The organism is Pseudomonas sp. G5001 (genome assembly GCF_013385475.1).
Classification (GTDB): domain Bacteria; phylum Pseudomonadota; class Gammaproteobacteria; order Pseudomonadales; family Pseudomonadaceae; genus Aquipseudomonas.
The window spans coordinates 10,265-35,502 of the sequence record NZ_JACAPZ010000016.1 but is presented as its reverse complement, the minus strand read 5'-3'; the positions used below and the strand labels follow the sequence as shown (position 1 = coordinate 35,502).

The 25,238-nt window shown below is 61.4% G+C and carries 24 protein-coding genes; 16 read left to right on the top strand and 8 right to left on the bottom strand.

Translation table 11 applies throughout. From position 1 onward, the window contains the following. The first annotated feature begins 4 nt into the window (after positions 1-4). Positions 5-1,198, top strand: coding sequence for an MFS transporter (locus HX805_RS14335; protein WP_087694085.1), 1,194 nt, complete (start codon positions 5-7; stop codon positions 1,196-1,198). 90 nt (positions 1,199-1,288) lie between these two features. Here the strand turns inward: HX805_RS14335 and HX805_RS14330 are convergent, their stop codons facing one another. The 3 genes from HX805_RS14330 to HX805_RS14320 all read right to left on the bottom strand — a co-directional run bounded on the left by HX805_RS14330 (position 1,289) and on the right by HX805_RS14320 (position 3,450). Continuing rightward, positions 1,289-1,558, bottom strand: coding sequence for a DUF1652 domain-containing protein (locus tag HX805_RS14330; protein ID WP_003211585.1), 270 nt, complete (start codon positions 1,556-1,558; stop codon positions 1,289-1,291). Positions 1,559-1,569: 11 nt separating this feature from the next. Next, entirely contained in the window at positions 1,570-1,821 is a 252-nt protein-coding gene (locus HX805_RS14325) for a CsbD family protein (RefSeq protein WP_003211583.1), read from the bottom strand. Positions 1,822-1,953: 132 nt separating this feature from the next. Next, a complete protein-coding gene (locus HX805_RS14320) occupies positions 1,954-3,450 on the bottom strand; it encodes a PAS domain S-box protein (RefSeq protein WP_003211582.1) in 1,497 nt (498 codons plus the stop codon). A 175-nt stretch (positions 3,451-3,625) separates the two neighbouring features. Here HX805_RS14320 and HX805_RS14315 point away from each other — a divergent pair, with 175 nt between their 5' ends. The 14 genes from HX805_RS14315 (at position 3,626) to HX805_RS14250 (ending at position 17,958) form a co-directional block, all read left to right on the top strand. Further along, complete coding sequence (locus HX805_RS14315; protein WP_177009748.1) at positions 3,626-4,594, top strand: hypothetical protein; 969 nt, start codon at positions 3,626-3,628, stop codon at positions 4,592-4,594. Between the two features lie 194 nt (positions 4,595-4,788). Then, positions 4,789-5,592: an AraC family transcriptional regulator gene (locus HX805_RS14310; protein WP_003211578.1), complete on the top strand. Its 804-nt coding sequence runs from the start codon at positions 4,789-4,791 to the stop codon at positions 5,590-5,592. 133 nt (positions 5,593-5,725) lie between these two features. After that, the gene (locus HX805_RS14305) at positions 5,726-6,544 is read left to right on the top strand and encodes an ABC transporter ATP-binding protein (protein WP_003211576.1); all 819 of its coding nucleotides are present in this window, start codon (positions 5,726-5,728) and stop codon (positions 6,542-6,544) included. Next, the gene (locus HX805_RS14300) at positions 6,541-7,305 is read left to right on the top strand and encodes an ABC transporter permease (protein WP_177116974.1); all 765 of its coding nucleotides are present in this window, start codon (positions 6,541-6,543) and stop codon (positions 7,303-7,305) included. Before HX805_RS14305 ends, HX805_RS14300 begins: the two co-directional genes overlap by 4 nt. Positions 7,306-7,330: 25 nt before the next feature. Next, a complete protein-coding gene (locus HX805_RS14295; RefSeq protein ID WP_177116973.1) occupies positions 7,331-8,371 on the top strand; it encodes an ABC transporter substrate-binding protein in 1,041 nt (346 codons plus the stop codon). Further along, entirely contained in the window at positions 8,368-9,252 is an 885-nt protein-coding gene (locus HX805_RS14290) for a PhzF family phenazine biosynthesis protein (protein ID WP_003211571.1), read from the top strand. The genes HX805_RS14295 and HX805_RS14290 overlap by 4 nt, the downstream gene beginning before the upstream one ends. Next, positions 9,249-9,704 (top strand): RidA family protein, encoded by a 456-nt coding sequence (locus tag HX805_RS14285; RefSeq protein ID WP_003211568.1) that lies wholly within the window; start codon positions 9,249-9,251, stop codon positions 9,702-9,704. Before HX805_RS14290 ends, HX805_RS14285 begins: the two co-directional genes overlap by 4 nt. Before the next feature lie 232 nt (positions 9,705-9,936). Beyond that, entirely contained in the window at positions 9,937-10,557 is a 621-nt protein-coding gene (locus tag HX805_RS14280) for a hypothetical protein (protein ID WP_023658938.1), read from the top strand. 22 nt (positions 10,558-10,579) lie between these two features. Beyond that, on the top strand, positions 10,580-10,921 hold the full coding sequence (locus tag HX805_RS14275) for an FKBP-type peptidyl-prolyl cis-trans isomerase (RefSeq protein WP_003211564.1): 342 nt from the start codon (positions 10,580-10,582) through the stop codon (positions 10,919-10,921). A 12-nt stretch (positions 10,922-10,933) separates the two neighbouring features. Then, the gene (locus HX805_RS14270; protein WP_134326880.1) at positions 10,934-11,536 is read left to right on the top strand and encodes a GNAT family N-acetyltransferase; all 603 of its coding nucleotides are present in this window, start codon (positions 10,934-10,936) and stop codon (positions 11,534-11,536) included. 581 nt (positions 11,537-12,117) lie between these two features. After that, positions 12,118-12,834, top strand: coding sequence for an MgtC/SapB family protein (locus HX805_RS14265; RefSeq protein ID WP_003211562.1), 717 nt, complete (start codon positions 12,118-12,120; stop codon positions 12,832-12,834). A 293-nt stretch (positions 12,835-13,127) separates the two neighbouring features. Beyond that, positions 13,128-13,754 carry a response regulator transcription factor gene (locus tag HX805_RS14260; protein WP_003211560.1) on the top strand — a complete coding sequence of 209 codons (627 nt, stop codon included), beginning with the start codon at positions 13,128-13,130 and terminating at the stop codon, positions 13,752-13,754. A gap of 1 nt (position 13,755) precedes the next feature. Then, positions 13,756-17,391: a transporter substrate-binding domain-containing protein gene (locus tag HX805_RS14255; protein WP_177116972.1), complete on the top strand. Its 3,636-nt coding sequence runs from the start codon at positions 13,756-13,758 to the stop codon at positions 17,389-17,391. Positions 17,392-17,526: 135 nt separating this feature from the next. Continuing rightward, a complete protein-coding gene (locus HX805_RS14250) occupies positions 17,527-17,958 on the top strand; it encodes a chemotaxis protein CheY (RefSeq protein WP_177019722.1) in 432 nt (143 codons plus the stop codon). Here HX805_RS14250 and dkgB read toward each other — a convergent pair. The 4 genes from dkgB to HX805_RS14230 form a co-directional block, all read right to left on the bottom strand. Then, positions 17,955-18,758, bottom strand: a complete 804-nt coding sequence (gene dkgB / locus HX805_RS14245) for a 2,5-didehydrogluconate reductase DkgB (RefSeq protein WP_003211554.1) — start codon at positions 18,756-18,758, stop codon at positions 17,955-17,957. The genes HX805_RS14250 and dkgB overlap by 4 nt on opposite strands. Positions 18,759-19,051: 293 nt before the next feature. Continuing rightward, positions 19,052-20,662, bottom strand: a complete 1,611-nt coding sequence (locus HX805_RS14240) for a hypothetical protein (RefSeq protein ID WP_177116971.1) — start codon at positions 20,660-20,662, stop codon at positions 19,052-19,054. A gap of 65 nt (positions 20,663-20,727) precedes the next feature. Then, positions 20,728-22,464 carry a hypothetical protein gene (locus HX805_RS14235; RefSeq protein WP_177045318.1) on the bottom strand — a complete coding sequence of 579 codons (1,737 nt, stop codon included), beginning with the start codon at positions 22,462-22,464 and terminating at the stop codon, positions 20,728-20,730. Beyond that, positions 22,461-24,287, bottom strand: coding sequence for a tyrosinase family protein (locus HX805_RS14230; RefSeq protein WP_177116970.1), 1,827 nt, complete (start codon positions 24,285-24,287; stop codon positions 22,461-22,463). Before HX805_RS14230 ends, HX805_RS14235 begins: the two co-directional genes overlap by 4 nt. A gap of 159 nt (positions 24,288-24,446) precedes the next feature. Here HX805_RS14230 and HX805_RS14225 point away from each other — a divergent pair, with 159 nt between their 5' ends. Beyond that, entirely contained in the window at positions 24,447-24,911 is a 465-nt protein-coding gene (locus HX805_RS14225) for an Lrp/AsnC family transcriptional regulator (protein WP_256348147.1), read from the top strand. 54 nt (positions 24,912-24,965) lie between these two features. On the opposite strand, the gene HX805_RS32245 is transcribed toward HX805_RS14225, so the two are convergent. Next, a partial coding sequence (locus tag HX805_RS32245; protein WP_218167351.1) for a hypothetical protein occupies positions 24,966-25,238 on the bottom strand: 273 nt, incomplete at its 5' end.

Here is a 25,238-nt window from a genome sequence, read left to right as displayed (position 1 = left end):
CAGGATGCTTGCCACAATAAGAAATTACCCGCGTACCGTGAACCTGTTGTTGTCGGCCACGCTGATCCTCACCCTGGCCAAGGCCATCACCTTCCCGTACCTGGTGATCTACCTCACCAACCACTTTGCCCTCGACATCAGCCAGGTCGGCCTGGTGATCGGCAGCTCGTTGATCGTCGGCTCGCTGCTGAGTGTCTACGGCGGTTTCCTGGTAGACCGCATCGACAGCTATAGGCTATTGCTCAGCTTGAGTGTGGTGTTTGCCCTGGGGTTTATCGGCACGGTGCTGGCCCGGGAAATCTGGTCGTTCTACAGCTGCCTGATCCTGATCAACCTGGCGTACGCGGTGATCGACATCGCGATCAAGTCCGGGTTTGCCAGCCTGTTGCCGGAAGATGAGCGCAGCGAAGCGTTTTCCATCAAGTACACCCTGACCAATATCGGCTATGCCGTAGGGCCGTTTTTTGGCGCGATGGTGGCCAAGCTCGATATCAGCTTGCCGTTTATCCTGTCGGCGGTCCTGGGCTTCGGTTTTTTCCTGCTGTACTGGCGTTGGGGCGACCGCACGCTGGCCACGGTAGACACCACGCAAAAGCCGGTGTCGTTCCTCGCGGTGGGGCGTGTATTGCTGCGGGATCACCGACTGGTGTGCTTCACCGTCGGCGGCCTGCTCAGTGCCGTGGTGTTCGGCCAGTTCACCGCGTACCTGTCGCAGTACCTGGTGACCACCACTACCGCCGAATACACCTACACCATCATCAGCGCGGTACTCACCACCAACGCGGTGTTGGTGATTGCCCTGCAATACGCGATTGGCCGGCGCATTTCCCACCGCTACCTGAGCCAGTGGCTGATCTTCGGCCTGGGCATGTTCATGCTGGGGGTGATTGGCTTTGCCCTGGCGAGCAACGTGTGGTGGTGGATCCTGGCGATGGCGATTTTCACCGTGGGCGAAATCGTGGTGTTTCCGGCCGAGTACATGTTCATCGACCGCATCGCCCCGGACAACCTGCGGGGCATGTACTACGGGGCGCAAAACCTCTCCAACCTCGGTGCTGCCCTGGGGCCAGTGCTGTGCGGGCTGGTGCTGGCCAACCTGCCGGCCCACTACATGTTCTACATGTTGGCAGCGTTCATTGTCGGGGGAGGGGTGTTCTATTTTATCGGGGCGTCGTTGAAAGCCCGCGACATACTGTAGGAGCACGCTTGCTCGTGAAGGTCGTTAACGATAACGCGCCACGCCTGAATGAACGCGGTGCCTGGGCGTTTTTCGCGAGCAAGCCCGCTCCTACAAAGGGCGCAGCGGCAGGTCATCCAGCCTGAGTTTACCGACGGTGTTGCTCTGCAATTCGTACCGCAACTCGTCGACCATCTTTTCCACTTCCTGCGGGGTCTGCAGCTTGTTGACGCTGATCCCGGTGACCACCAAATCCACCCGGCCGCTTTCGGCGTCGAAGACCTTGAGCGTCAACGACGCGTCACGGCACAGGGTGAATTCGCAGGTCAGGGGCGACAGGGCCTCTTCGATGCAGTTGCGCAGTTGGGAGAGCGTAAACATCAGGGTTCTCCTCAGCGACGACGCAGCAACAGGCCCAGCAGCAGGCCGACACCGGCGACGATCGCAACCGTTGCCAGGGGTTTTTGCTTGGCGAAATCGCCAACGGTGTCCAGCGCGTCACCGTAGGTTTGCTGCAACTGGCCAGCGGCCTGGCGAGCTACACCCTCGGCCTGGAGACGTTCGTCACCGGTCAGATCACCCAGAAAACCTTGAGCCTTGCCGGCCACTTTTTCGACGGCGCCTTTGACTTGTTCGCTTTTCATGATGGATTCCTTAAAGGGCATGACATCTCAACGGCACAGGACCCGAAGCCCTGTGCCCACCCTTCAAGGTTAAGCAGTGCACCCCCGCGCAATAAGGCGAATTTGCACCGGTCGCACTAGTGCATTTGCACTCTATTTCGGCTTTTTAACCCGCAACTCACCGGCAAACAGCCCGCGCTCACGGGCCCACACGATGGCTGCACTACGGCTATGCACCCCCAGTTTGGAGTACACCGTGGCCACATGGTTACGCACGGTGTTGGGTGCCAGTTTCAGGCGCGAAGCGATTTCCTTGTCGGCCAGGCCTTCGCAAATCAACCCCAGTACGTCGCGCTCGCGGGCGGTCAGGTCGGTAAAGGAAATGTTCGGTACATTGGGGCTGTTGACGCTCTTGGCGTTGGCCAGTTTTTCAATCAGCGTCTGGCTGAACCATGAGGCGTCCTGCATCACTTCCTCGATCGCGGCCACCAGTTCCAGCTCGGAGCGCTTGCGTTCGGTGATGTTCATCAGCACCAGCAGGTAGCAGGGCACATCCTGGATACTGACGGTGTCGGCAGACAGCACACAGTCGATCAGCTCATTGCCTTTCTTGCGAATCTTCAGGTCGAGGCCGTCGAGGTTGCCGGCTTTTTCCAGGGTGGTGAACAGTTGCGTGCAGGCCTGGGGGCTGTCGATAAAGTCGATGTCTTCGATGGATTTGCCGATCAGTTCTTCACTGGTATAGCCGGTGATGGTCATGAAGGCTTCGTTGATATCCACCACCTGGCGGTTGGCGGCGTTGCACACCAGGGTCGGCACCGGCGTCAGGCGGAACGACTTGGCGAAGCGTTCCTCGCTCTGACGCAGGGCGGTTTCGGCCTTGCGGCGAGGCTCCAGGTCGGTGAAGGAAAACAGCATGCAGTCTTCCTCATTCATGTCCAGCGGCTGGCCGGCCACGATCACCAGTTTGCTGCCGCCTTCGGGCAGTTTCAGTTCGGCTTGCATCTGTGGAATGGTCGCGCCTTCGCCCAGGCGCTTGACGGCCAAGTCCTTGTTTTCGGCCTGTTCCAGCACGTCCAGTTCATACACCGAGTGGCCGATCACCTGGTCGCGGTTGTAGCCGGTCATCTCCAGGAAGCCCTGGTTGACCTTGATGTAGCGCAGGTCGCTCAGGCGGCAAATCACCGCCGGCGCCGGGTTGGCATTGAAGGTCTTTTCGAAGCGCTGTTCGGCGCTGGCCCATTCGGTGGCGTCACTCAGGATCAACACCAGCAATTCCGGCTCGCCCGACGCGTCGTCGAGCACCAGGCTGCGCAGGCGATGCACCCAGACTTTTTCCTCGTCGCCGGTGGGGGTGACTTCCACCACCACATCGCTGAACTCTTCACCGTCTGCCACCCGGCTCAGAGGATAATTCTCCAGCACCAACGGGTGGTTGTTGCGATACCGCAAGGCAAAGCGCGCGGCGTATTCCTTGGTGTTGGCACCCAGGTCTTCGACTTTATCCACGCCATGCATCAGCAGCGCGGCTTCATTGGCCCAGAGTATGGTCTGGTCGGCCTCGGCGAGGATCACCCCATCGGACAAGCCGGAGATGATCTGCTGCAGTTGGCGGCGGTTGGTTTCTTTGGCGAGGACGGCCTGGCTCATGGTTTCTCCTGGGGTAAGTCGCATGGGAAGTACGACACCTGAGGCTCAGGATAGTGCAGAGAAAGTGCCCGGCGCGGGGTGCGAATGCACCAGTGCGCCTAGTGCAATTGTGTCGAGACCGCAGGGCAGGTGCCTCGCCAAACTGGCCACCTACCCACTGTTCAAAGGATTTAACATGACCACTGTCTATGAAACCAACCGTTCGCTGTTTCGTGTGTCCTGGGGCTCGGTATTGGCCGGTAGTGCAATTGCCCTGGTGACCTATCTGGTATTGAGCGTACTTGGCACCGCGATTGGCGCCAGCGCGGTAGACCCGATGGCCGCGGGTAACCCGCTGAGCGGTTTCGGCACCGGTGCCGGGATCTGGCTGTTTGTCTCGACGCTGCTGGCAATCGGTGCCGGTGCATTCGTGGCCGGGCGCACCGCGCCGGATCGCGGCGGCCTGCACGGCGTGCTGAGCTGGACCATCACCACCTTGCTCACCACCTGGCTGCTGGCCGCGCTGGCCACCAGCGTTGTGGGAGCGGCGGGCAATGTCGTCGGCAAGGGCCTGTCGGCTGCCGGCAGCGGGATCGCCGCCGTGGCGCCGGGTATCAGCGACAGCGTCAAGCAGCAACTGAATGAGCAGGGCATCAAGCTGGACTGGAACAGCCTGCAAGGTCAGCTCGACACACTGCTCAAGCAGAGCGGCAAACCTGAACTGGACCCGGCCAACGTTGAGCAAAAAGCCGATCAGGCGGCTGCGGACGGCAAGCAGTCGGCCAACGATGCCGCGACCAACCCAGCCCAGGCTGGTGATGAATTGAAGCAGTGGTTCGAGCGGGTCAAGGCTTCCGGTGAGCCGGCGTTGAACGCGGCGGACAAGCAGGCACTGGTCAACATTGTTGCGGCCCGTACCGGCAAGAGCCAGGCTGAGGCCACCCAGATTGTCGACAACTACGCCCAGGCCTACCAGCAGGCCGTGCAGAAGGTCGACGAACTGAAGCAACAGGCTGAACAGAAAGCCCGTGAAGCCGGTGAAGTCGCGGCCAAGCAACTGTCCCGTGCTGCGTGGAGCACCTTGTTGATGTTGCTGCTGGGCGCAGCGTTGAGCTTCGGTGTGGGTCGCCTGGCGATTTCCACCCGTCGTGTACCGTTGGCCTGATCATGACCTGAGGTGATCTATGTGGCGAGGGAGCTTGCTCCCGCTGGGCTGCGAAGCGGCCCCAAAAAAGAGGGGCGCGCTACGCACTGGAGCGCCAGCCCGGTCCAGCGGGAGCAAGCTCCCTCGCCACAATGCTTCGCTGGCACCAAACATGCTAGTGTCAGCACTCCAACATCCACTGGCAGTGCCTGGCGATGCGCGACATCTACAGCGTCTTCAACTCCAACGGCGCCTATGAAACCGGGGCCCATGCCCACGACGAATTCATGCTGATGGTGCCCGAGCACGGCCTGTTGCGTTTCAAGGATGAAGAAAGCGGGCGCACCACCTCGGTGATCGACCGCCAGTTCGTACTGGTGCCGCCGCAATCCAGCCATTCCTCCTCGTCACTCACCGCCAGCCAGGGCCACGTAGCGTTCTACGTCGACCCCGACTACATGCACTACGCCTTGCGTGACCTGTCCGGTGATGCCAACCGCTTGCTGCGCGTGCCCACCCTGGGCATCTGGCAAACCTCCGCGCCGTTGCACCATCTGCTCCTGGCAAAAAAAGCCTTCAGCCAACCCGACCTGTACATCGACCGCCGCCGCCAGGTGGCCCAGGCCGATCACTTGCTGCTGCTCGAATGCCTGGCGATTTCCCTCAGCCAGCCGAGCCTGCAACGCTCATCTACCGAGCGCCACGGCGCCATGCTGGTGCGTGACGTCAAGGCGTACGTGGAAGGCAACCTCGAACATGCGCCGGGGCTGGATGAAATCGCCGAGACGTTTCACATGTCGCGCCGCCATCTGACCCGGCTGTTCGCGCTGCACACCGGCGAGACGGTGCTGGCGTACGTCCAGCGCCTGCGCCTGGAGCGCGCGCAGACGTTGTTGCGGCACACCCGCATGTCGGTGCTGGAGATCGCCAATAACGTCGGCTATGAGTCACCGTCACACCTGGCCCATGTGTTTCGCCGGGTGCTGGGCGTGTCGCCGGATGAGTGGCGCCGCGGCTGATACCGCCTCAACTTCTTTGATGTCCCGATCCCGCGCATGATCCGGCCCGATCCCGTGCGCCGCAAATCCGTCATCCGTTCATCCTCACCCCGTCAACAACAAACAAGTCCGGCCTACCGGACGAGGAGGGGCGGTGAGTGCAAAACCCTTTATCAGCTTCGCAGGGGTGCAAAAAAGCTTCAAAGTCGAGGGCCGCCAGTTTGTGGCCGTGCGCAACGTATCGCTTGAAGTTCAGCGGGGCGAAATCATCACCCTGGTCGGACCTTCGGGGTGCGGCAAGTCCACCTTGCTCAACATGACCGCCGGGCTCTTTGGCCCCACGGAGGGCCAGGTGCATTACGACGGCGCCGAGGTCAAGGGCGTCAACACCCGTGTCGGCTACATGACCCAGGCCGACCACTTGCTGCCGTGGCGCACCGTGGCCGGCAACATCGCCGTGCCGCTGCAAATCCGCCGCATGCCCAAGGCCCGGATCGACAGTCGCGTCGAGGAGCTGATGGCGCTGGTGGGCCTTACCGGTTTTGGCGAAAGCTACCCCAACCAGCTTTCCGGCGGCATGCGCAAACGCGCGGCCATGGCGCGCTTGATGGCCAGCGACCCGGAAACCCTGCTGATGGACGAACCCTTCGGCGCCCTTGATGCGCAGATGCGCCTGACCCTGCAGACCGAACTCTTGCGCCTGTGCCGCAAGCTCAACAAGACCGTGCTGTTCGTTACCCACGATGTCGATGAAGCCATCGCGCTGGCGGACCGCTGCGTGGTGTTCGCCGGTCGCCCGGGCACCATCGACCATGTGCTCGATATTCCCTTGGGCGGTGAACGCAACCTGGTGCAATTGCGCTCCGACCCACGCTACGTGGAACTCTGCGCCGCCCTCTGGAAACGCCTGGCGCCCGACGTCGCCGGTGCTGCCGATCCCGCCTCATTGGCTCACTCGCTGGAGGTCGTATGATCCAGGTCTATCGCTTGCTGTTCCTGATTTTCCTGCTGGTGTTCTGGGAGTGTGTGTCCCGCTGGTTCGGCGTGGAATTTTTCATCAGCCGGCCTTCGGCGGTGGCGCAAAGCCTGTGGAAAATCCTCATGAACGGGGTGTTCTTCTATCACGCCGGCATCACCACCCTGGAAGCCGTGCTGGGCTTTTCCTTCGGCTCCCTCGCAGGCTTGATCGCCGGTTTGGTGCTGGGCCGCGCCAAGCTGCTGGCGGATATTCTCGACCCGTTCCTGACCGCCTTCTACAGCTTGCCGAAAGTCGCGCTGGCGCCACTGTTCATCCTCTGGTTCGGCATCGGCTTGCCGATGAAAGTCATCCTGACCGCGGCCGTGGTGTTCTTCCTGGTGTTCCTCAACACCTACAGCGGCGTGCGCAACGTGTCCCGCGAGCAACTGACCATCCTGCGCCTGATGGGCGCCAAGGAGCGCGACCTGCTGACCATGGTGGTCATCCCGTCCGCTTTCACCTGGGTATTCACCGGCCTGCGCCTGTCGGTGCCCTATGCGCTGATCGGCGCGCTGGTGGGCGAGATCATCGCCGCCAACCGGGGCCTGGGCTACCTGCTCTCGGATGCAGCCTCGCAGTTCGATACCGCCGGTGTATTTGCCGCACTGGTGGGGATCATCGCCCTCGCGCTGATCCTGAACACGGCGGTGAAGCTGGCAGAACGCAAGTTGATGCCGTGGAAGGCCAACGAAGCGGAACGTGAAGTTGCGGTTTAACCCCTTATTTTTGCGGAGCTTGATCATGTTCAAACCACTGTTCATCGCCAGCGTTTTACTCGCTTCCTGCCTGCCCGCCGCGCAGGCCCAGGACCTGACCAAAGTCACCCTGGCGTTCCCCAGCGAAGGCTTCCTCTATGTGCCGATCTACGTCGCGCAGAAGCAAGGCTACTTCGCCGATGAAGGCCTGAATGTGGACGTCATCGTATTCCAGAAAGGCGGCTCGGCAGCACTCACCGCCGTGCTGGGGCGTGATGCGGATGCGTACGTCGGCCTGCCCGCCGTCGCGGTGCGCGCCCGCACCAAAGGCCAGAATGTCCAGGCATTCGCCGCCGTGCAGACCCAGTTCGGCAGCACCGTGGTGATCGACGGTGCCTCGGCGCAAAAGGCCGGCGTGTCGGCCACCTCATCCCTGGCCGCCCGTGCCCAGGCCCTCAAGGGCTTGAAGATCGGCGTCACCGGCCCTGGCAGCACCACCGACATGCTGGTGCGCTACCTGGCCAAGGATGCGGGGCTCAACCCCGACAAAGACTTCACCATCATGCCCATCGGCGGCGCGCCAAACATGCTCGCAGCGTTTTCCCAAGGCAGCATCAACGGCTTCTCGCTGTCGCCACCCACCATCACCACCGCCGAGAAGCAAGGCGGCTTTGTGTTGATGGACCTGGCCAAGGGCGAATACAAACCCCTGGACGGCTTCCTCTTCACTGCGATGATTGCCCGTGAAGACTGGCTGGCCAGCAACAAGGTCACGGCCGAAAAAATGGTCCGCGCCCTGTGGCGTGCCGAACACCTGATTGCCAGCGACCCGGACAAGGCTCGCGAGTCGGTGCGCCCGTATTTCGCCCACACCGACGCCGCCATCTTCAATGCTGCCTGGACCGCTTCGCTGCCGTCCTACCCGGCCACGCCGCGCATCGAGAAAGACGGCGTTGAGAAAAACATTCGCTTCATGAACGCTGTGGAGAGCGACCCGGTCGAACTCGACCCGCAGCAGGTCTACACCAACTCCATCGTCGACGCCGTGGCGCCGACTGTTTCCACCCTTCAGGGAGAGGCGAAATGACGCCCGAGGTTCACCTGGTCAATGTTTTTCCCGCCACCGCCCGTGGCGGCAACCCCGCGCCAACCGTGGCCGTCGCCGATGGCATGAGCGATGCCGACATGCAGCAAGTCGCCCGCGACTATGGCCATGAGTGCGGCTTCGTGTTCGCCGCACCGGTTGGCAGCGAGTTCGATTTTGCCTTGCGCTTCTGGGTGCCCAACCACGAGATGGAAATGTGCGGCCACGCCACCGTGGGAGCGGTGTGGCTGCTGGATCGGTTGGGCATGCTGCACAAGGACCGCCTGACGTTATCGACCCTGAGCGGTCCGGTGGATGCGCGGATCACCGCTGCGGGCACCCCGGATATCCAGGTGGAAATCAGCCAGCCCAAGGGCCAGGTCGAGGCGTTGAACGATGCCGAAGTCGAGGCCGAGATTCTGTCGGTGCTCGGCATCACTTCCAACGAACTGGCACCGCTGCCGATCCAGAACGCTTGCACCAGCCGGGTGAAAACCCTGATCGCGCTGAAAAGCGTGGCGGTACTGGATAGCCTGAAACCGGATTACCGGCGGATGCAGCAACTGTGCGAGCGCATCGGCTCCACCGGTTTGTACCCCTATGCGCCATCGGATCTGGACGGGCGACAGTTTGATGCGCGGCAGTTTCCCAAGTCCTCGGGTTACCCGGAAGACGCCGCCACCGGCATCGCGGCTGCCGCGTTGGCGTTTGGCTTGTTGGAGAATGGCCTGGTGACGGCAGATGATCGCCCGGTGCACATCCGCCAGGGCCGGGCCATGGGCCGACCTTCGCAAATCTCCCTGCGGTTTCGCCGGGATGCAGCGGGGCAGGTGCAAGGTTGCTGGCTGGGTGGGCATGTGGAATTTGTCGAGGAACCGGCATGAGCGTGCGCGAAAAACTGCAAGCCCTCGGGCTGGAATTACCCGAAGCGCCGAGCCCCAAGGGGGACTACGTGCCGGTGACGATTCATGGAGGCGTGGCGTATGTCAGCGGGCAGGTTTGTCGGCAGGGTGACAGCGTGATTACCGGGCCGGTGACGGACCAGACCTCTACGGAGTTGGTCAACGAAGCAGGGCGGACCTGTGTGCTACGGGCCTTGAGCGTGCTGGACCAGGCGGTAGGGCTGGAGAACGTCGAGCGCATCCTGTTCGTTCGCGGGTTTGTGTTTGGCGGGGAAGGTTTCCAGGGCTTCTCCAAGGTTGTCGACGGCGCGTCGCAACTGTTGATTGAGCTGTTTGGCGAGCACGGCCGGCATGCGCGTTCGGCGGTGGGCGTGGCGGGATTACCCAGCAACGGCCTGCTGGAACTGGAACTGACGGCGGTCGTCACTGCCTGAACCACCCACCAAAATGTGGCGAGGGAGCTTGCTCCCGCTGGGCTGCGCAGCCGCCCCAAAACCGATGATCACAGTGCCTCAGGCATACCGCGTCAACCGGTCCGGGAGCGCTTCGCGCTCCAGCGGGAGCAAGCTCCCTCGCCACAGGATTCGTGTTGCTTTCACCTCTGCAGGAACCCCGGCGAACGAGTAAACTGCCCGCCTTTTATTCTCACGACGAGACGGTGAGCTTTTGAACGCAGGAAAAACCGCAGGGCTGTTGCTGCTCACCGCCTTATTGGCGGGATGCGGCACCTCGCCACCCCGCACCCCCAACGACATCTGCGGCATCTTCCGCGAAAAAGACGATTGGTACGATGCCGCCAAGGTGACCCAGGCGCGCTGGGGCGTGCCGATCCAGGTGCCGTTCGCGATCATGTATCAGGAATCGGGCTTCCGGCAGGACGCCAAGACCCCACGCAAGTACCTGCTGTGGATCATCCCCTGGGGTCGTGTGTCTACGGCCTCCGGCTACGCCCAGGCCAAGGACGAAGTGTGGAGCGACTACCAGAAAAGCACCGGACGCTACGGCGCCAGCCGGCAGGACTTTGACGACGCCATCGACTTTGTCGGCTGGTACATGGACAAGACCTACACCATCAACGGCGTATACAAATACGATGCCTACGGCCAGTACCTGAATTACCACGAAGGTTGGGGCGGTTACCGGCAGCGTACCTACGCGAGCAAAGCCTGGCTGATGCCGGTGGCAGGCAAGGTTCAGGCGCGTTCGCAGATGTATGCGGCGCAATATGCGGGCTGCAAGAATGATCTGGGGCGTGGGTTCTGGAGCCGGTTCTGGCATTGGCTGTGACTTTGGATAGCGGGAGAGCACGATGAGCACCGAACTGGAAATCACCGACATCCGCCTCGGCGACGGCAAAACCGTGGTCAAAGGCGCCCTGATCACCACGCAATACACCGGCACTCTGGAAGACGGCACGGTGTTCGACTCCTCATGGGAACGCGGCAAGCCGTTTCAATGCGTGATCGGCACCGGTCGCGTCATCAAGGGCTGGGACCAGGGGCTGATGGGCATGAAAGTTGGCGGCATTCGCACGTTGTTTGTGCCGGCGCACCTGGCCTACGGCGAGCGCTCGATGGGGGCGCATATCACGCCCAACAGTAATTTGCGGTTTGAGATTGAGTTGCTGGAAGTACTGACGCGGGATGATTGAGGGGCGGTGAACATGGATGTTGTTGAAGCAGGGGAGTTGCCGCGCAGTTCGATAGCGGGCATTCGGGTGGTTGAGCTGACCCTTGAGGATGAAGCCGAGCTGCAGCGCTTTTTCGAAGCAGCCCCGGAATATTTTCTCGCGGTCAACGGTGAGCCAGCCACACCCACGGAGGCTCGGGATGAGTTGACTCTTGAACTGCCCGACACCTGGAGCTACACGCGGATGTATTGGATTGGCTACCGCAATGCCGAAGGGCAGTTGGTTGCGGTGGTGAATGTGGCGTCAGATCTGTTGGCGGTCGGGGTTTGGCATATCGGGTTGCTGTTGGTGGCCACGCCGTTGCATGGCAGCGGTTTTGCGCGGCAGTTGCATGCCGATTTCCAGGATTGGGTAGTGAGCCTGGGCGCACGCTGGTTGCGGTTGACGGTGGTGGTGGGGAACGTCAAGGCTGAGCGGTTCTGGCCCCGGCTTGGGTATGTTCAGGTGCGGACTCGGGATGGCATCGAGATGGGGCGGCAGGTGAATCGGGTTTCCATTCAGGTGAAGGCGTTGGCGGGTGGGGCGATCAATGAGTATTTGGCGCTGGTGGAGCGTGATCGACCGTCTTCTGCGTAGCAGCTGTCGAGCCTGGGAGAGGCTGCGTTCGGCGACTCGGTGGAGTGTCTGGCTTGATGATCGCAGTGTGGCCGACGCAGCCTCGCTTGGGCTCGACAGCTGCTACGGAGGGGAGAGCTGCGCAGTGGTGCGTACCTGAACCCTCCCTGAAGAACCTGCCCAAACCCATCGGGTAAATTTTCCTACGGTTTACTCTCATTAATTCGGAGCGTAAGCTTCGCGCGTTTTCATCAATAGCGGAGACCCTCAGTGGGTACTTGTTCGAGTGACAGTCGTCGGCCGGTCTCGATAACCGGCACATACTTGGCAAGATAACGCGCATTTTTCCGATGCCGTTGTCTCGCCCAGAAGCGAGAAGCGGCATTTCGATGGCGGCCAGTCCTGGCCCGATTCCGAATTCCCTCTCATCGACGCTTAACAGTACGTGATGCCTTGCATCGCGGTACTGCGGACGCGCCTGTCGTTTGCGACGGGCGGGCCTGTCCTGTCGTGCCCGTGACTCAATCACGGCCCAGGATGGTCGTACCTGGCCGAAGGTTTCCTCGCGTAAGTTTGGCTGGTAATGAATAGGGAAGACGCCTATGCAAGCAATCAACAACATCAACCTCAACTCGCTGATCGACACGCTGGTCAGCCTCACCGCGGCCTTCATTCTCGGTGGCCTGATCGGGTTTGAGCGTCAGTACCGCCAGCGCACGGCGGGGCTGCGCACCAACGTGCTGGTGGCGGTGGGAGCGGCGATTTTCGTCGACATGGCCAACCGCCTGGGAGGCGCCGAAGGGGCGGTGCGGGTCGTGGCCTATGTGGTCTCGGGCATCGGTTTTCTCGGTGCCGGTGTGATCATGCGTGAAGAAGGCAACGTGCGCGGCCTGAATACTGCGGCCACACTCTGGGCGTCGGCGGCGGTGGGTGCCTGTGCCGGTGCCGACCTGATCCTCGAAGCGCTGCTCGGTACGCTGTTTGTGCTGGCGGCCAACACGCTGCTGCGCCCGATCGTCAATAACATCAACCGCCAGCCACTGGACGTGGTGTCGGCCGAGGTGACCAACATTCTGTATGTGGTGGCCCGGCGTACCCAGCAGAAGGCGGTATTGGCCTTGCTCGAAGCCGAACTTGCTCGCTGCAACTACCCGGCCAGTGATGTGGACGTACGTCCCTTTGGTCCTGAAGAGGTGGAAATCGAGGCGACGCTGGCCGTGACCTCGGTAGACGGTGACGAACTGGATGCGCTGGTGGCGCGTATTTCCACTTCAGCCCTTGTGGTGCAAGCGTTCTGGAGTCCGAGTACCACCGACTAGGCCGCCTTGGCGCCCCCGGGACCGGCTCTTTACTATGCTTGTGGTGAGGAAAAGTCCTACATTCAGCTGGGACTATCCCTTCAGTTGTTACGCCGTTCCATTGGTAAGGTTGCGCGCTTGCGACTAGCCAGGCACGCAGGTGCCGCCTACCTAGGGTTATGCGCTGTTCAAATGGAGGGACCCGACTGCTGCTTGTAGGACTGTTCAGTTCCGTTCGTCGGAACTGTCATTTCTCACAGGTAGATAGGTCCCGTGTGATGTGTAACGGTACTGAATCCTCCCAGGGGAGCCTTATGAGCAAAGCTTTAATCGTGGATGACCATCCATTTATCCGCGCAACCGTCCGCTACTTGCTGAAGCAGGAAGGCTTCGACACGATCTTCGAGGCCGGCAACGGCGCCGATGCCATGCAGATTGCCCGGGAGGAGCGCCCCGAGCTGATCATCCTCGACCTGGCGATGCCGAAGCTGGGTGGCCTGGAGGTGATCAGCCGGATCAAGGCGCTGGGCCTGCCGTGCAAGATCCTGGTGCTGACGTCCTACCTGGCGGTGTTTTTTTCCACCCGCTGCATGCGTGCAGGCGCGATGGGGTTTGTCGCCAAGACCGGCGAGCTGGATGAGCTGCAAAAAGCGATCAAGGCCGTAATGTCCAACTACAGCTGCTTTCCGAGCCTGCCCACCAGCTCGGTGCGCCGCGACGATTTGCAATCCACCGAGCAGGACCTGGTGGCAGAGCTTTCCGACCGCGAGCTGACCGTACTGCAGAAGCTGGCGCTGGGGTTGGGTAACAAGGAAATTGCCGAGGACATGTTGCTCAGCCACAAGACCATCAGCACTTATAAAACCCGACTGAAGGAGAAGCTGCGGATGTCGTCGGTGGTGCATTTGTCCAAGTTCGCCCAGCGCAATCATCTGATCTGAAATGATCAACTTTCGGGTCTTGTGGCTCAGCGCAAGTGTGCTGCTGGGCGCGCTCTGCACACAAGGCCTGGCGCTTGGCGAGCCACGCACCCTGTATCTGTTGGGGCATTCCGTCATTGAAACGCCCGCCGTACGGTTGCATGAAACGCAGTGGAGCTGGCTGCGCGAACGGCGCCGGTTGTTGATGGGGATCTCTGGGCCCGACTACGCACCATTCGAGTTGAGCACCAGCGATGAACTCGAGGGGATTACGGCGGATTACGCGTCGCTGATCGCCGATGCGCTGAACATCACGATAGAAGTGCGCCGCTACGACAATCGCGATGAAGTCATCACCGCGCTCAAGCGTGGCGAGGTGGATTTTGTGGGATCTGCCAACGGCTACGAGGCGGCAGACCCGCAGTTGGTACTCTCGCGCTCCTATGCCATGGATCAACCGACCCTGGTCACCCGCACGGGTGACAGCCAGGGCCTGAGCAGCGACCTGGCCGATAAACGTGTGGCGATGTTTTATCACTACATGCAGCCTGACGCGGTGCAGGCGTTTTACCCCAATGCCCGGATCCAGCTGTTCCCTTCAACCTTCGAGGCCATCGGCGCGGTTGCGTTCGGCCATGCAGATGTTTACCTCGGCGATGCAATCAGCACCAACTACCTGATCAACAGGAACCACCTGAACAACGTCCGCATGGCCGACTTCTCGTCACTTGAGGTCAATCCCTTCGCGTTTGCATTTTCCCGGGACAACGCGCGCTTGCTATCGATCATCAATGCGGCACTGGCGGTGATCCCGGTCAGCGAGCAGATGGAAATCCTTCGGCGCTGGAGTGCCGGCAACCTGGGGTTCCTGGGGGCGGACCGGCTGCGCTTGAGTGCCAGTGAACAGCGTTGGCTGGACAAGAACCCGAGAATAAAGGTCGCGGTACTCGACAAGTTTCTGCCGGTTTCATTTATCGACAAGCAGGGCGCGTTCGAAGGGTTGAGCGCCGAGGTGCTGGCCCGCATCAGCTTGCGCACGGGATTGAAGTTTGACTTCATTCCCGGCACCTCGATGCTCCGGCAAATCGACAGGGTCAACACCGGTGGTGCAGACATGATCGCGGTGGTCACCCCCAGCGTCGAGCGCACGGACAAGGTACGCATTACCCGGCCTTACCTGACCAATCCGTTTGTGTTGGTCAGTCGCATTGATGACGGCAGCCCCCTTACCCTGGAAGACATGGCCGGCAAGCGCCTGGCGCTGATTGGCAGCAATAGCCTGCAGGAGGGCATCGCCCAGGACTATCCGAGCATCAAGTTCGTGGACGTCGAGAACCCCGAGCACGGCATGGAGCTGGTGGCCGATGGCGGTGCCGATGCCGCCGTCAATACCTTGATCAGCGCCCGCTACATGATTGCCCGCGAGTACCGTGACCGGTTGCGGATCACCAGCACGGTCGGGTCCGAGCCGGCCCGTATAGCCTTTGGCGTCAACCGCAGCCAACTGGAGTTGTATTCGATCCTCGACAAGGCGCTGCTGAGTATTACGCCCCAGGAAATGGACGAATTGGCTGGCCACTGGCGTAGCGAGGTATTGGTTGAAGACAGCTACTGGGCGCGGCACCGCAATGCGATTATTCAAGGTTTCAGCCTGGCGGCGCTGCTGTTGCTGATCACCCTCGGCTGGGCGATTTATCTGCGTCAGCTGATACGCAAGCGCGTCGAGGCCGAACGGGCGCTGAGTGATCAGATGCGCTTTATGGGCGTGCTGATCGACGGCACGCCCCATCCGATTTATGTGCGTGATCGCCTGGGCCGGCTGATGGCATGCAATAGCGCTTACCTTGATGTGTTCGGTTTCAAGCTGGAGGACGTGACCGGTAAAACCGTGGTCGAGACCGACACCGGCAATCGCCCCCAGGCCGAGTCTTTTCATCAGGATTACCTGCGCTTGATGGAGCGGGGCGAGCCACAGATCCAGGACCGCGTGCTCAAGGTGCCGGGCGGTGCGGTCCTGACCATCTACCACTGGATGCTGCCGTACCGCGACGGTAATGAGCAGGTGGTGGGCATGATCGCCGGCTGGGTGGATGTCAGCGAAAGGCAGCAACTGCTCGGCCAGTTGCAGGAGGCCAAGGAGGATGCCGACGCGGCCAACCGCGCCAAGACCACGTTTCTCGCGACCATGAGCCATGAAATCCGCACGCCCATGAACGCCGTGATCGGCATGATCGAACTGGCCCTGAAAGCCGCCGAGCAGAACCGGGCCGACCGCGATGCGCTGGAGGTGGCCGCCGATGCGTCACGGGGCATGCTGGAATTGATCGGCGATATCCTCGATATCGCGCGTATAGAATCGGGCCACCTGTCCCTGACCCTCGAGCCTTCGAACCTGCACGAGTTGCTGGCGTCGGTGGCGCGGGTTTTCGAGGGGCTGGCGCGGGCCAGGGGCCTGGTACTGCAGGTGGAGCTCGACCCGCTGATTGATCGGTACGTGCTGGTGGACCCGATGCGCTTCAAGCAAGTGGTGTCGAACCTTTTGAGCAACGCGATCAAGTTCACCCCTCACGGCCGGGTGCGGCTTGGCGCGTCCGGCTCGTCGGCGATTGCCAGCGGCTACTTGAACCTCAGGCTGTGGGTGGAAGACACCGGCATTGGCATCAGTGTCGAAGACCAGAAGCGCCTGTTCAACCCGTTTATCCAGGGCAGCAACACTGCGCAATCGGCGCGCAGCGGTTCGGGCCTGGGCCTGGTCATCAGCCGCAACCTGTGCGAGATGATGGGGGGACAATTGCAATTGAGCAGCCTGCTGGGGCAGGGCACTCGGGTGGATGTCACCCTGGAGCTGGCAGTCGCCGACAGCACGCTGATGCCGCCCGTACCGGTTGCCGTGGAAACTCCGCCGGCCCACGCGCTGAACATTCTGGTGGTGGATGACTACCCGGCCAACCGGCTGCTGCTGGCCCGGCAATTGAGCTTCCTGGGGCACCGGATCACCACCGCCGAAGATGGCGTCGAGGGGCTTGAGTTGTGGCTGTCCGGGCATTTTGACGGGGTGATTACCGACTGCAATATGCCGTTCAAGGACGGTTATGAGTTGGCGCGGGATATCCGCACCCTTGAGGGCGAGCGTGGCCTGGCGCCGTGCCTGTTGCTGGGGTTTACCGCCAACGCCCAGCCCGAGGAAGCCGAGCGCTGCCGGCAGGCGGGCATGGATGGCTGCCTGTTCAAACCCACCGGGCTTGAGGATTTGCATGCGGCCCTGGCGCGGCGCACGGCCACACCTTCGGTGGCGCCCGGCACCACGGATGAGCTGGCGGCAGGCTTTGACTTGAGCCACCTTGAGAAACTGACCGGCGGGGATATCGACGCGGTGAAGGAGCTGCTGGCGCCCTTGCTCGACAGCCTTGAGGCAGACCATGGGCAGCTGGTGAACCTGCAACGCAAGGCAGACTTTGCCGGCCTGCATGACCTGGCCCATCGCACCAAGGGCGGGGCAAAGATGGTCAAGGCCCATGCACTGATGGTTTGCTGCGAGGTATTGGAAAGCGTTTGTGAACGTCAGGCCCGCGACGAATTGGCCAGTGCCGTCGATGGCATGGATGAAGCGCTCGCGCACCTGCACCACGCGCTGTCGGGGTATTGCAATCAGACTTGACCGGTGCGGAGGGGTATTGAGCTGTTTGGGACAACTCCTACGTGAAGGTGGAACAAGCCTTATTTAGTCTTCGGAATATGTCTGGAAAATAGTGCGTCCAGTCCTTCACGAGCGCTTCTTGCTCAGGTGTTCGCCATGCCAAACAAAGCACTGACCCTCCTGATCGCCGATGAACAGCATCTGCAACGACTGTACATCGAAAAAATGCTCAACCAACTGGGCTACTACCGCATCGTTCCGGTGCAGACGTTCGAAGAAGTGCGGATCCTCACGGCGATTCCGGCCAGGCCGTTCGATGTGCTGATCATCAACGCCGGGCTGGCAGACAGCGACGGCGGGGTGCTGGCCTTCCAGGAACAGCACCCGCAGATTCGCCATGTGCTGGTCTACGATAGCCGCGAACTGGGCACGCCGGCCGCCGCACCAACCCTGCTGGTGCGCCTGCCGGGTACGCCGGACAGCATCAACCTTGAACACTTCATGGACATCATCGACCCGCCGTCAGCCACCGACGGGTTGCGGGTGTTGCCGTGGCTGCGGGAGTTGTCCGGCAGCCCTGCAGCTTAGTCCCAGTTCGGCGCGATGCCTTTGGGGCTGGTCAGCCGATGGCCACGCTCCAGGGCGGCGATCTGCGCCATGTCAGCGTCACTCAGGGTCAGGTCCAGAGCCTTGAGGTTGCTGGCCAGGTTGGCGCGCTTGGTCGACGACGGGATCACCGCGTAGCCCAGTTGCATGGCCCACGCCAGGGTCACTTGCGCCGGGGTTGCCTGATGACGTTCGGCGATCTGCTGGATCACTGGGTCCTTCAGCACTTCGCCGTAGGCCAGGGTCATGTAGGAAGTGATCTGGATGCCATGGGCCTTGGCAAACTCCGCCACGGTGCGGTTTTGCAGGTACGGGTGCAGTTCCACCTGGTTGGTCGCGATGTGCTCGGCACCGACGGCGGCAATTGCCTGCTTCATCAGGTCGACGGTGAAGTTGGAAATACCGATCTGACGGGTCAGGCCCTGGCGCTTGGCTTCCAGCAACTGGCCCATGAACTCGGCGACCGGTACCTGGTCTTCCGGCGATGGCCAGTGGATCAGGGTCAGGTCCAGGTAGTCGGTCTGGAGTTTGCGCAGGCTTTCCTTGAGGCTGGGAATCAGCTGGCCTTCGGCGAAGTTGGCGATCCAGATCTTGCTGGTGATGAACAGCTCGTCCCTTGGGATGCCACTGTCGGCGATGGCCTGGCCGACGTCGGCTTCGTTTTCGTAGATTTGTGCGGTGTCGATGACGCGATAGCCCAGCTCCAGGCCGGTGCTGACGGAGTCGATGACGACCTGGCCTTGCAGGCGGAACGTGCCGAGGCCGAATGCGGGAATGGACATGAGTGACTCCTGAAGTGGTGTGGACAATGGAGTCGAGTATCGGCCTCTCGTTCCTTCGGAAAAACCGCTGAATCCGAAAAGGACTCTTTACCAAAAGTCATGAGTGGCCGGCGGGTGGCCACACGATATCCCTCGAGAGCGGTCTTACCGGGTAGATGCGGGGGGCTGTCGGACATTTCGGGCGTTACTTGATAAGGGGCGCCTCTTTTAACCAGCAGGAGCTAGCGCAAGGACCAAATGCTCAAGGCCTTACAGCACCGAGAAACCTTGAGCAGCGGTCTGAAAAGTCGAGTTCAGGGTGAACCGTCCTTGAGGGTCTGGAAGGCTTTTACGCGCTTGACCAGGCTTTTCTTGCTGGCCGAATCGGCACTGTTGAAGAGGAACGAAAAGTCCGAGGCCAGGGTCGAGCTGCCGGCGATGGTCGCGTACTGGTGACAGGCATTGCAGTTATCGCCCTGGACGTAGGTCTCCAGGGTGGTGTTGGCCACCGGTACGTTGCCCTGGCTGATAAACGGCCCGTAGGACAGCGGCACTTGCGCACTGACACCCGGTTCCGGCTGGGTGGGCGGGTTGGGGGTGAGGGTCCAGAGTACGTTGATCAGTTTGTAGTACTGGAACACCGACTTGCCCTGGCTCTGCTGGGCGAAATTGGCCTGCACCGCGCCGTTAAGCGCCTGCAGTTCAGTGGGCAGCGGATGTTCCCGGGTGGTCTGCACGGGTTGGTCCCGTGGAAACGGCTCGGTGCAGTCGCGGTCCGGATGCTGCTGCTTGCACTGGATACGCGCCACGTTCGGCGTGCATTCGGGGCCGGTGCCGCAGTTCGGGTTGTTGAAGGCAAAGCTGTCGGGCGGCGTTTGTTGTGGCGGCACCTGGTTAGGTTCCGGCACGTTGTCCACCTGCTCGAAGGTGGTCCAGATGAAGTTGGGCGAGGCCTGGGTCTTGTTGATGATATGCAGGCCCACCAGGCCCACCACCTGCTGGGTGCACTGCAAGGTGGCCGGATTTTTGAGCCAGGCGACGGTGGTCAGGTAACGTCCGTAGAGCTCGGGTTTGCCGGTGAGGATTCGCCATGCTGCCTTGACCTCCAGAGCTCCCAGTTGCTCCTGCGGCACCGAGTTGGGCGGCAGCGAGCGCATGGGTTCACCGATGGGCAAGGACAGCCCGCCGGGGTTCTGGTTGTCGAGGTTCTGCGCGACTTTCAGCTGGTTGGCCGCGTCGTACAGCCCTTTGCTGACGATGTAGTCGAACTCGGCTTTGCCCACCTTGCGTTCAAAAAACACCAGGTTCTGCGACTGGTCCGTCAGCCAGCCGCCGGAGGCTTCCATGATCGGGTCCGGAATCGAGGCCAGGGTGCCGCTGGACAGGTGAAACCCATGCCGCGCGTTGATCGCGCTTTCGGAGGTGGCGGTCATGAACTTGCGCGCCCCCACCGACATCGCCCTGAGGCTGCCCTGGGTGCTGCAATTGGACGGCACCAGGGTTTGCACGCCCCAGCCGGTGGGCGCGGGCGCGCCGGGCAGGAAAATATCGTTGGCGTCCTTGTAGCTGGCCCATACCGGCGCCACGCTCATCGGCTGCCCGGAGGCAGTCGGTACGCCGAATTGCGCAAGGGTACTGTTCATGTCCGGCTCACCCGCGAGGGCAGGCGTGGCTGGCCAACCGGGATTCACCGGCCAGTTCAGGGCAATGAACAACTGCCAGCCAAAGCAATTCATGAAGCTCTGGCCGGTGGCGTTGAAGTTGTTGATCGGCAGGAAGCCGCCGCTTTTCGGGTTGAACACCAACTGTTGCTGCACGCAAGCGTCGGCGTCGGAAGTGGGGGATGCGTAGGCGGCCTGCATGGCGAACAGGCTCAGCACCACACTGGTCAGCAGCGATAAAACACTCAAGCGTAACCTGGACATCATCGCGCTCCTTGCAAGCAGGTAAAGCCGCACCCTGGGTGGGTGCGGCTGATGGACTGTATCAGTCAGGCGCCAGGCACCAGCGCCAATCCGGATTCCCATGGGTGTTCCGTCGCGCTGGGGTTATCGGCTTCGCCCGGGTTGAGGGCGCGCACTGTCACCAGCCCCGGTGCGGCAGTGGGGCTTACGGTGATGGTCAGCAGGTAGCCCTGGGTGCCACCGGAGTTGGTTTGCCCGGGGATGGCCGAGGCATCCGGCAGGAACTTTGTGACCTGCGCCGTCACCCCGGGATTGGAGAATTGCACCCGCGCCGTCTCGGCGGTGGTCTTGAGGTCGGCGCCTTGCACCACCAGGGCAAACTGCCCGCTGGTGCCGGGTGCCAGCCAGGCCGGCAGGTCGGTGGGTGACTGCCCGTAGAACAGGTCCAGCGGCAGCAGCTGTACCGGCCAGGGTTGCACGCCGTTGACCCGGTCCGTCACGCACGGGCAGGAATCCGGCGTCGGGCTGATGGGCGTGGTTGTCACACTCAGGCCCACCAGCAACTGCTGGGCAATCACCCACACGTAGTCGATCGGCTGGCCGCTGATGGTGATGTCGTTGATCGAGAACCCGGCGCTGACCGGCACTTCAAACACCGCTTGCAGAATCTGGTCGGAGCCGTTGGCGGCGGACTTGGCGGTGCCACGGGTGATTTTCCAGTACTGGCTGACGTCCTGGCCCTGGGGGCCTTTCCACGCCGAGAAGTCGGTGGGTTGTTGCAGGTACAGGCCGATGGGGTTGGTCAGCGACAGCCGGTTGTTCACTGCCACGCTGTTGGCCGAGAAACCGATATGCGGATCGGAGTTGCGGTAGTTCTGCCCGTATTGCGCGCAGCAGATCAACGCCTGGGAATTCTGGCTGCTGCTCAATGGCCGCAGGATGGTCGCCGCGGCAGCCAGGTACACCTCGGCGCTCAGGGTGTTGGGGCCGGAGGTCAGGTGCATCGCACCGCCGTACTGGCCTGGCACACAGGCGGTGCCGGCGTTCCATTTGTTGACGGTGTCGTAGGCCGGTTGACCGGTGGTGGGGTCGATGACCGGGTCGCCGGCCTTACCGGTCGGGCAGTCGGCGGTGTAGCGCAGGTACAGGTCTTCGAGTTGCACCTGTGGGTCGATGTAGTCGCGATACAGCCCCAGTACAGCAGTCGGATCGATGCGCCACATGGCCAGGAAATACGCCGGGTTTTCGCAAGTGAAGGTGATCTTGCGCATGTTGCCGTCGGCATCGCGCACGATGGACCACTCGCAATATTCGTCAAGCCAGCCACGGGGGCCAGAGGGCGAGAAATCCTTGTACTTGCCTTGCCAGTCGATGCTCGGGCAGCGAGTGACGGGCAGTTGCAGCAGGGTGCCTTGCTTGTTCGGGTCGTAGAGCATGTACAGGGTGTTGTTGATCGTAATCTGGCCGTTGTCGGTCAGCTCCATCACCTGTTGCATGGACATGGCCTTGCCGCCCAACTGTGGAATCACCGCCGTGCCGTTGTTGTAGAAAAACGTCCACAGCCGATTGGGGAAGGGCGCCCAGGTAATCGCCGGCGGCGTGGTGGGGCCGTAACCTTCCACCAGTGGGTTGTAATAACCCGAGCGCGGCGCGTCATTGAGGCCCGACCACGGGTTGCCGATGATCGCAGACTGGGTCCAGCCGGTGAGGTCGTTGTTCCAGTCGGTTTCAAACTGCGGCAACTGGTTTTCCAGGCCCAGCTTGTTGTAGTCCTTGGGAGCTTGCCCGGCGGGAGAGGTGAATTGTTTGAAGGGTGTGCTCATGTCGATTCTCCAGGTGTTGTTGTGGTGGAAACGGAGCAGCAACCGGCACTGGGAGCAGGGCCGGCGACGGTTTGGCGCGGGTCGTCCCACACCAGTTGGGCGATAAAGCCAGGCAGCGGCGCGTACTCCTGCGGCCTCAACACCCGGGCACTATCGAGATGGGTCACCACCACGGATAACTGCGTGGTGTCAGTGGGGCGAAGGTTCAATGCGGCAGCAGTGCGCGCGGCATTCAGCGCGCGTGACACGCCATGGGTGATGCAGCGGCCCTTGTCATCCACCAGGCCCATGCCGATGCGACTGAAGCGCCCGACATAGTGCGGATTGTCGGCGCTCACCTGCTGCGGCGTGGCGTCGGGCTGGTTGAGGAATACGTCGATCAGGTAGGTGTCGTGGGTGCAGCGCACATGGTCGAACACCACCCACGGGCCCAGGCTTGCGGTTTGTTCCTGCGCTTGCATCGGCGTCGAACTTTGCTGGCAGCAGGCTTTTGCGGGCGGGCGGCGGGTGCCAAAGGGCGGTGCGACGGGCACACCGTAGTCATAGCCGATATGCCGACTGTCCTGGGCCATGTCCCCCAGGGTGGTGTAGCGCCAGGCGTCGGCACTGGTGAAGGTGACATCGTCGGCCTCGCTGCCGGCAAACGGCTGGAGCAGGCACTGGGTGGTGTACTGCGCTGCCGGGTGGGCGCGGATCCAGACCTCCAGCATCCGGTCGATATTGGCGTGGTAGGAGCTGAACACCGGGTCGAACGCGGTGTAGGCGTTGTCGGCCATGTCGCCGCCGATCCAGCCGTGATAGTTGTCGTGGGGCTGCTCGTAGAGCCCGTCGAAATTCAGCGCGCGGTTGGGGTACAGGTCATCTTCCTGGGGGGGATCAAACACCGGGATGTTCGCCCAGGGATAACCTGGCACGCCCTGGGGCTGGCTGAAGGTGTTGAACTTCAGGGCATCGACCACCTGTTGCTGGAAAATCCGGCTCATGCCGTACAACTGGGTGCGTTCGACGCGCTGCGTTTCGCCCCGGGTGTAGAACAGCGGATTACGTTGCACGAAGCGGCAGTCCACACCGGGTACCCTGACTTTTTCACAGACCTTCGAACAGCCGTCCTTGGCAGCGGCGTAGCGCAGCGGATTGGGGCGAACCTCGCCGGTGTGCGGGTGCACGTAGGTTTCATCGAGAAACGCCTGGGGCAAGCCGGCCTGGGGGCTGCCGTCGACACTGGCGTCTTCGGCCATCCAGTCCCAGTAGGGAATGGGGCAGTCGATCAGCGCTTCCAGGTACAGCAGATAGGCCCGGTGCCACAGGGCAAACGCTTCCTGGTAATGCAGGCACCAGTTGGTGTGGATATAGGCGTAGCGCTGCCAAGGGGAGCCGCTGTCGGCGTTGGCCACCTGCATTACGTCATCGAGGCGTGAGCGGTACAGGTTCAGTTGTTCCTGTGTCAGTGCGCGAATGTCCTGGCGCACGCGTTTGACCGGGTGAGGCAGGTCGGGTGGGGGAATGCGTTCTGCCTCGTCGAACGGTGAGGCGGGAGTGAGGCGCCAGCCCTGGTTGACCCACAGCCTGAAGGTTTCCAGCGCGTCGATGGGCCAGAACTGCTGCTGGTCGAGGGTCAGCGGCATGCTACGGGAGGCCAGGTGCTGGTAGATGGTTTCGGACCAGGTCTTGACGGAGGCGGGGTCTTCGAGGAATACGAAGTAGGCGTTCATGCAGCCCACCCAGGAGGCGGCGACGGCGGCGCGTTGCTCTTGGGGGATCCAGTAGGGGGCGCTGAATAGGCCGTGGATATCGGTGGCCCATGTCGGTTTCGCGACTATCATAAGATCCCTCTCATGCGGCCCCGGTGCCTGATTTGGCTGGGCTGCTAAGCTGGATTGATGTTAGTGCGCCACCGCGCAGGATTTGTGCAAATTGGTGGGTGTTTACGGTGGATTCATTGCAGTTTTTTCAAGGAAGATATGGAAAAAATGACAGATGCCATGGATTTGAAGATTCTGGGGAAATTGCAAAGGGATTGCAGTCAGAGTCTGGAGTTGTTGAGTGACAGTGTCGGGCTGTCTTCAACCAGTTGTTACCGGCGTATCAGGCGGTTGGAGAGTGTCGGGATCATCAAGGCCAAGGTGGCGGTGCTGGATGAGCGCAAGCTTGGGATTCAGGTTACGGCGTTCTTCCTGATCAAGCTTGATAGGGACAGCAATGATATCGACCGCAAGATGCAGCATATCCTGGCGAGTCATCCGGAGATTCAGGACTGTTATCTGCTGACCGGGGAGTTTGATTTTGTGATGGTGGCGAAGTTTCGGAATGCCACTGAGTACACTGATTATATCTATCGGTTTTTAGAGATTTATCGGGATATTCCGATTCGTACTTATTCGTCTACTTTGGTGGTCAGGACGGTTAAGAAGTCTTATGAGTTGCCGTTGCCGGGGTCTTTGGTTTGAGTACATCTCCGTTTCTTCGGTAACGGCCGCTTATGGTTCCGCTCTTACAGCGGGTCACTTTTGGCAAACGCCCGGAATGCCGGCCCAGCCAAAAGTAACCAAAAGGTCTTTGCCCCACCACTCGGTGCCTCGCCTAGGCTCGGCATGCCCGCACTCCGTGGTCTGCTTTTCTGTGGGAGCTGGCTTGCCTGCGATGCAGACAACTCGGTTTTTCAGATACACCGAGGCGATGCCATCGCAGGCAAGCCAGCTCCCACATTTGAACCGTGCCCGCTTTAACTTTTGATTTTGCTTCACAACACTCCAAAAGTGAGCCGCTGTAAGAGC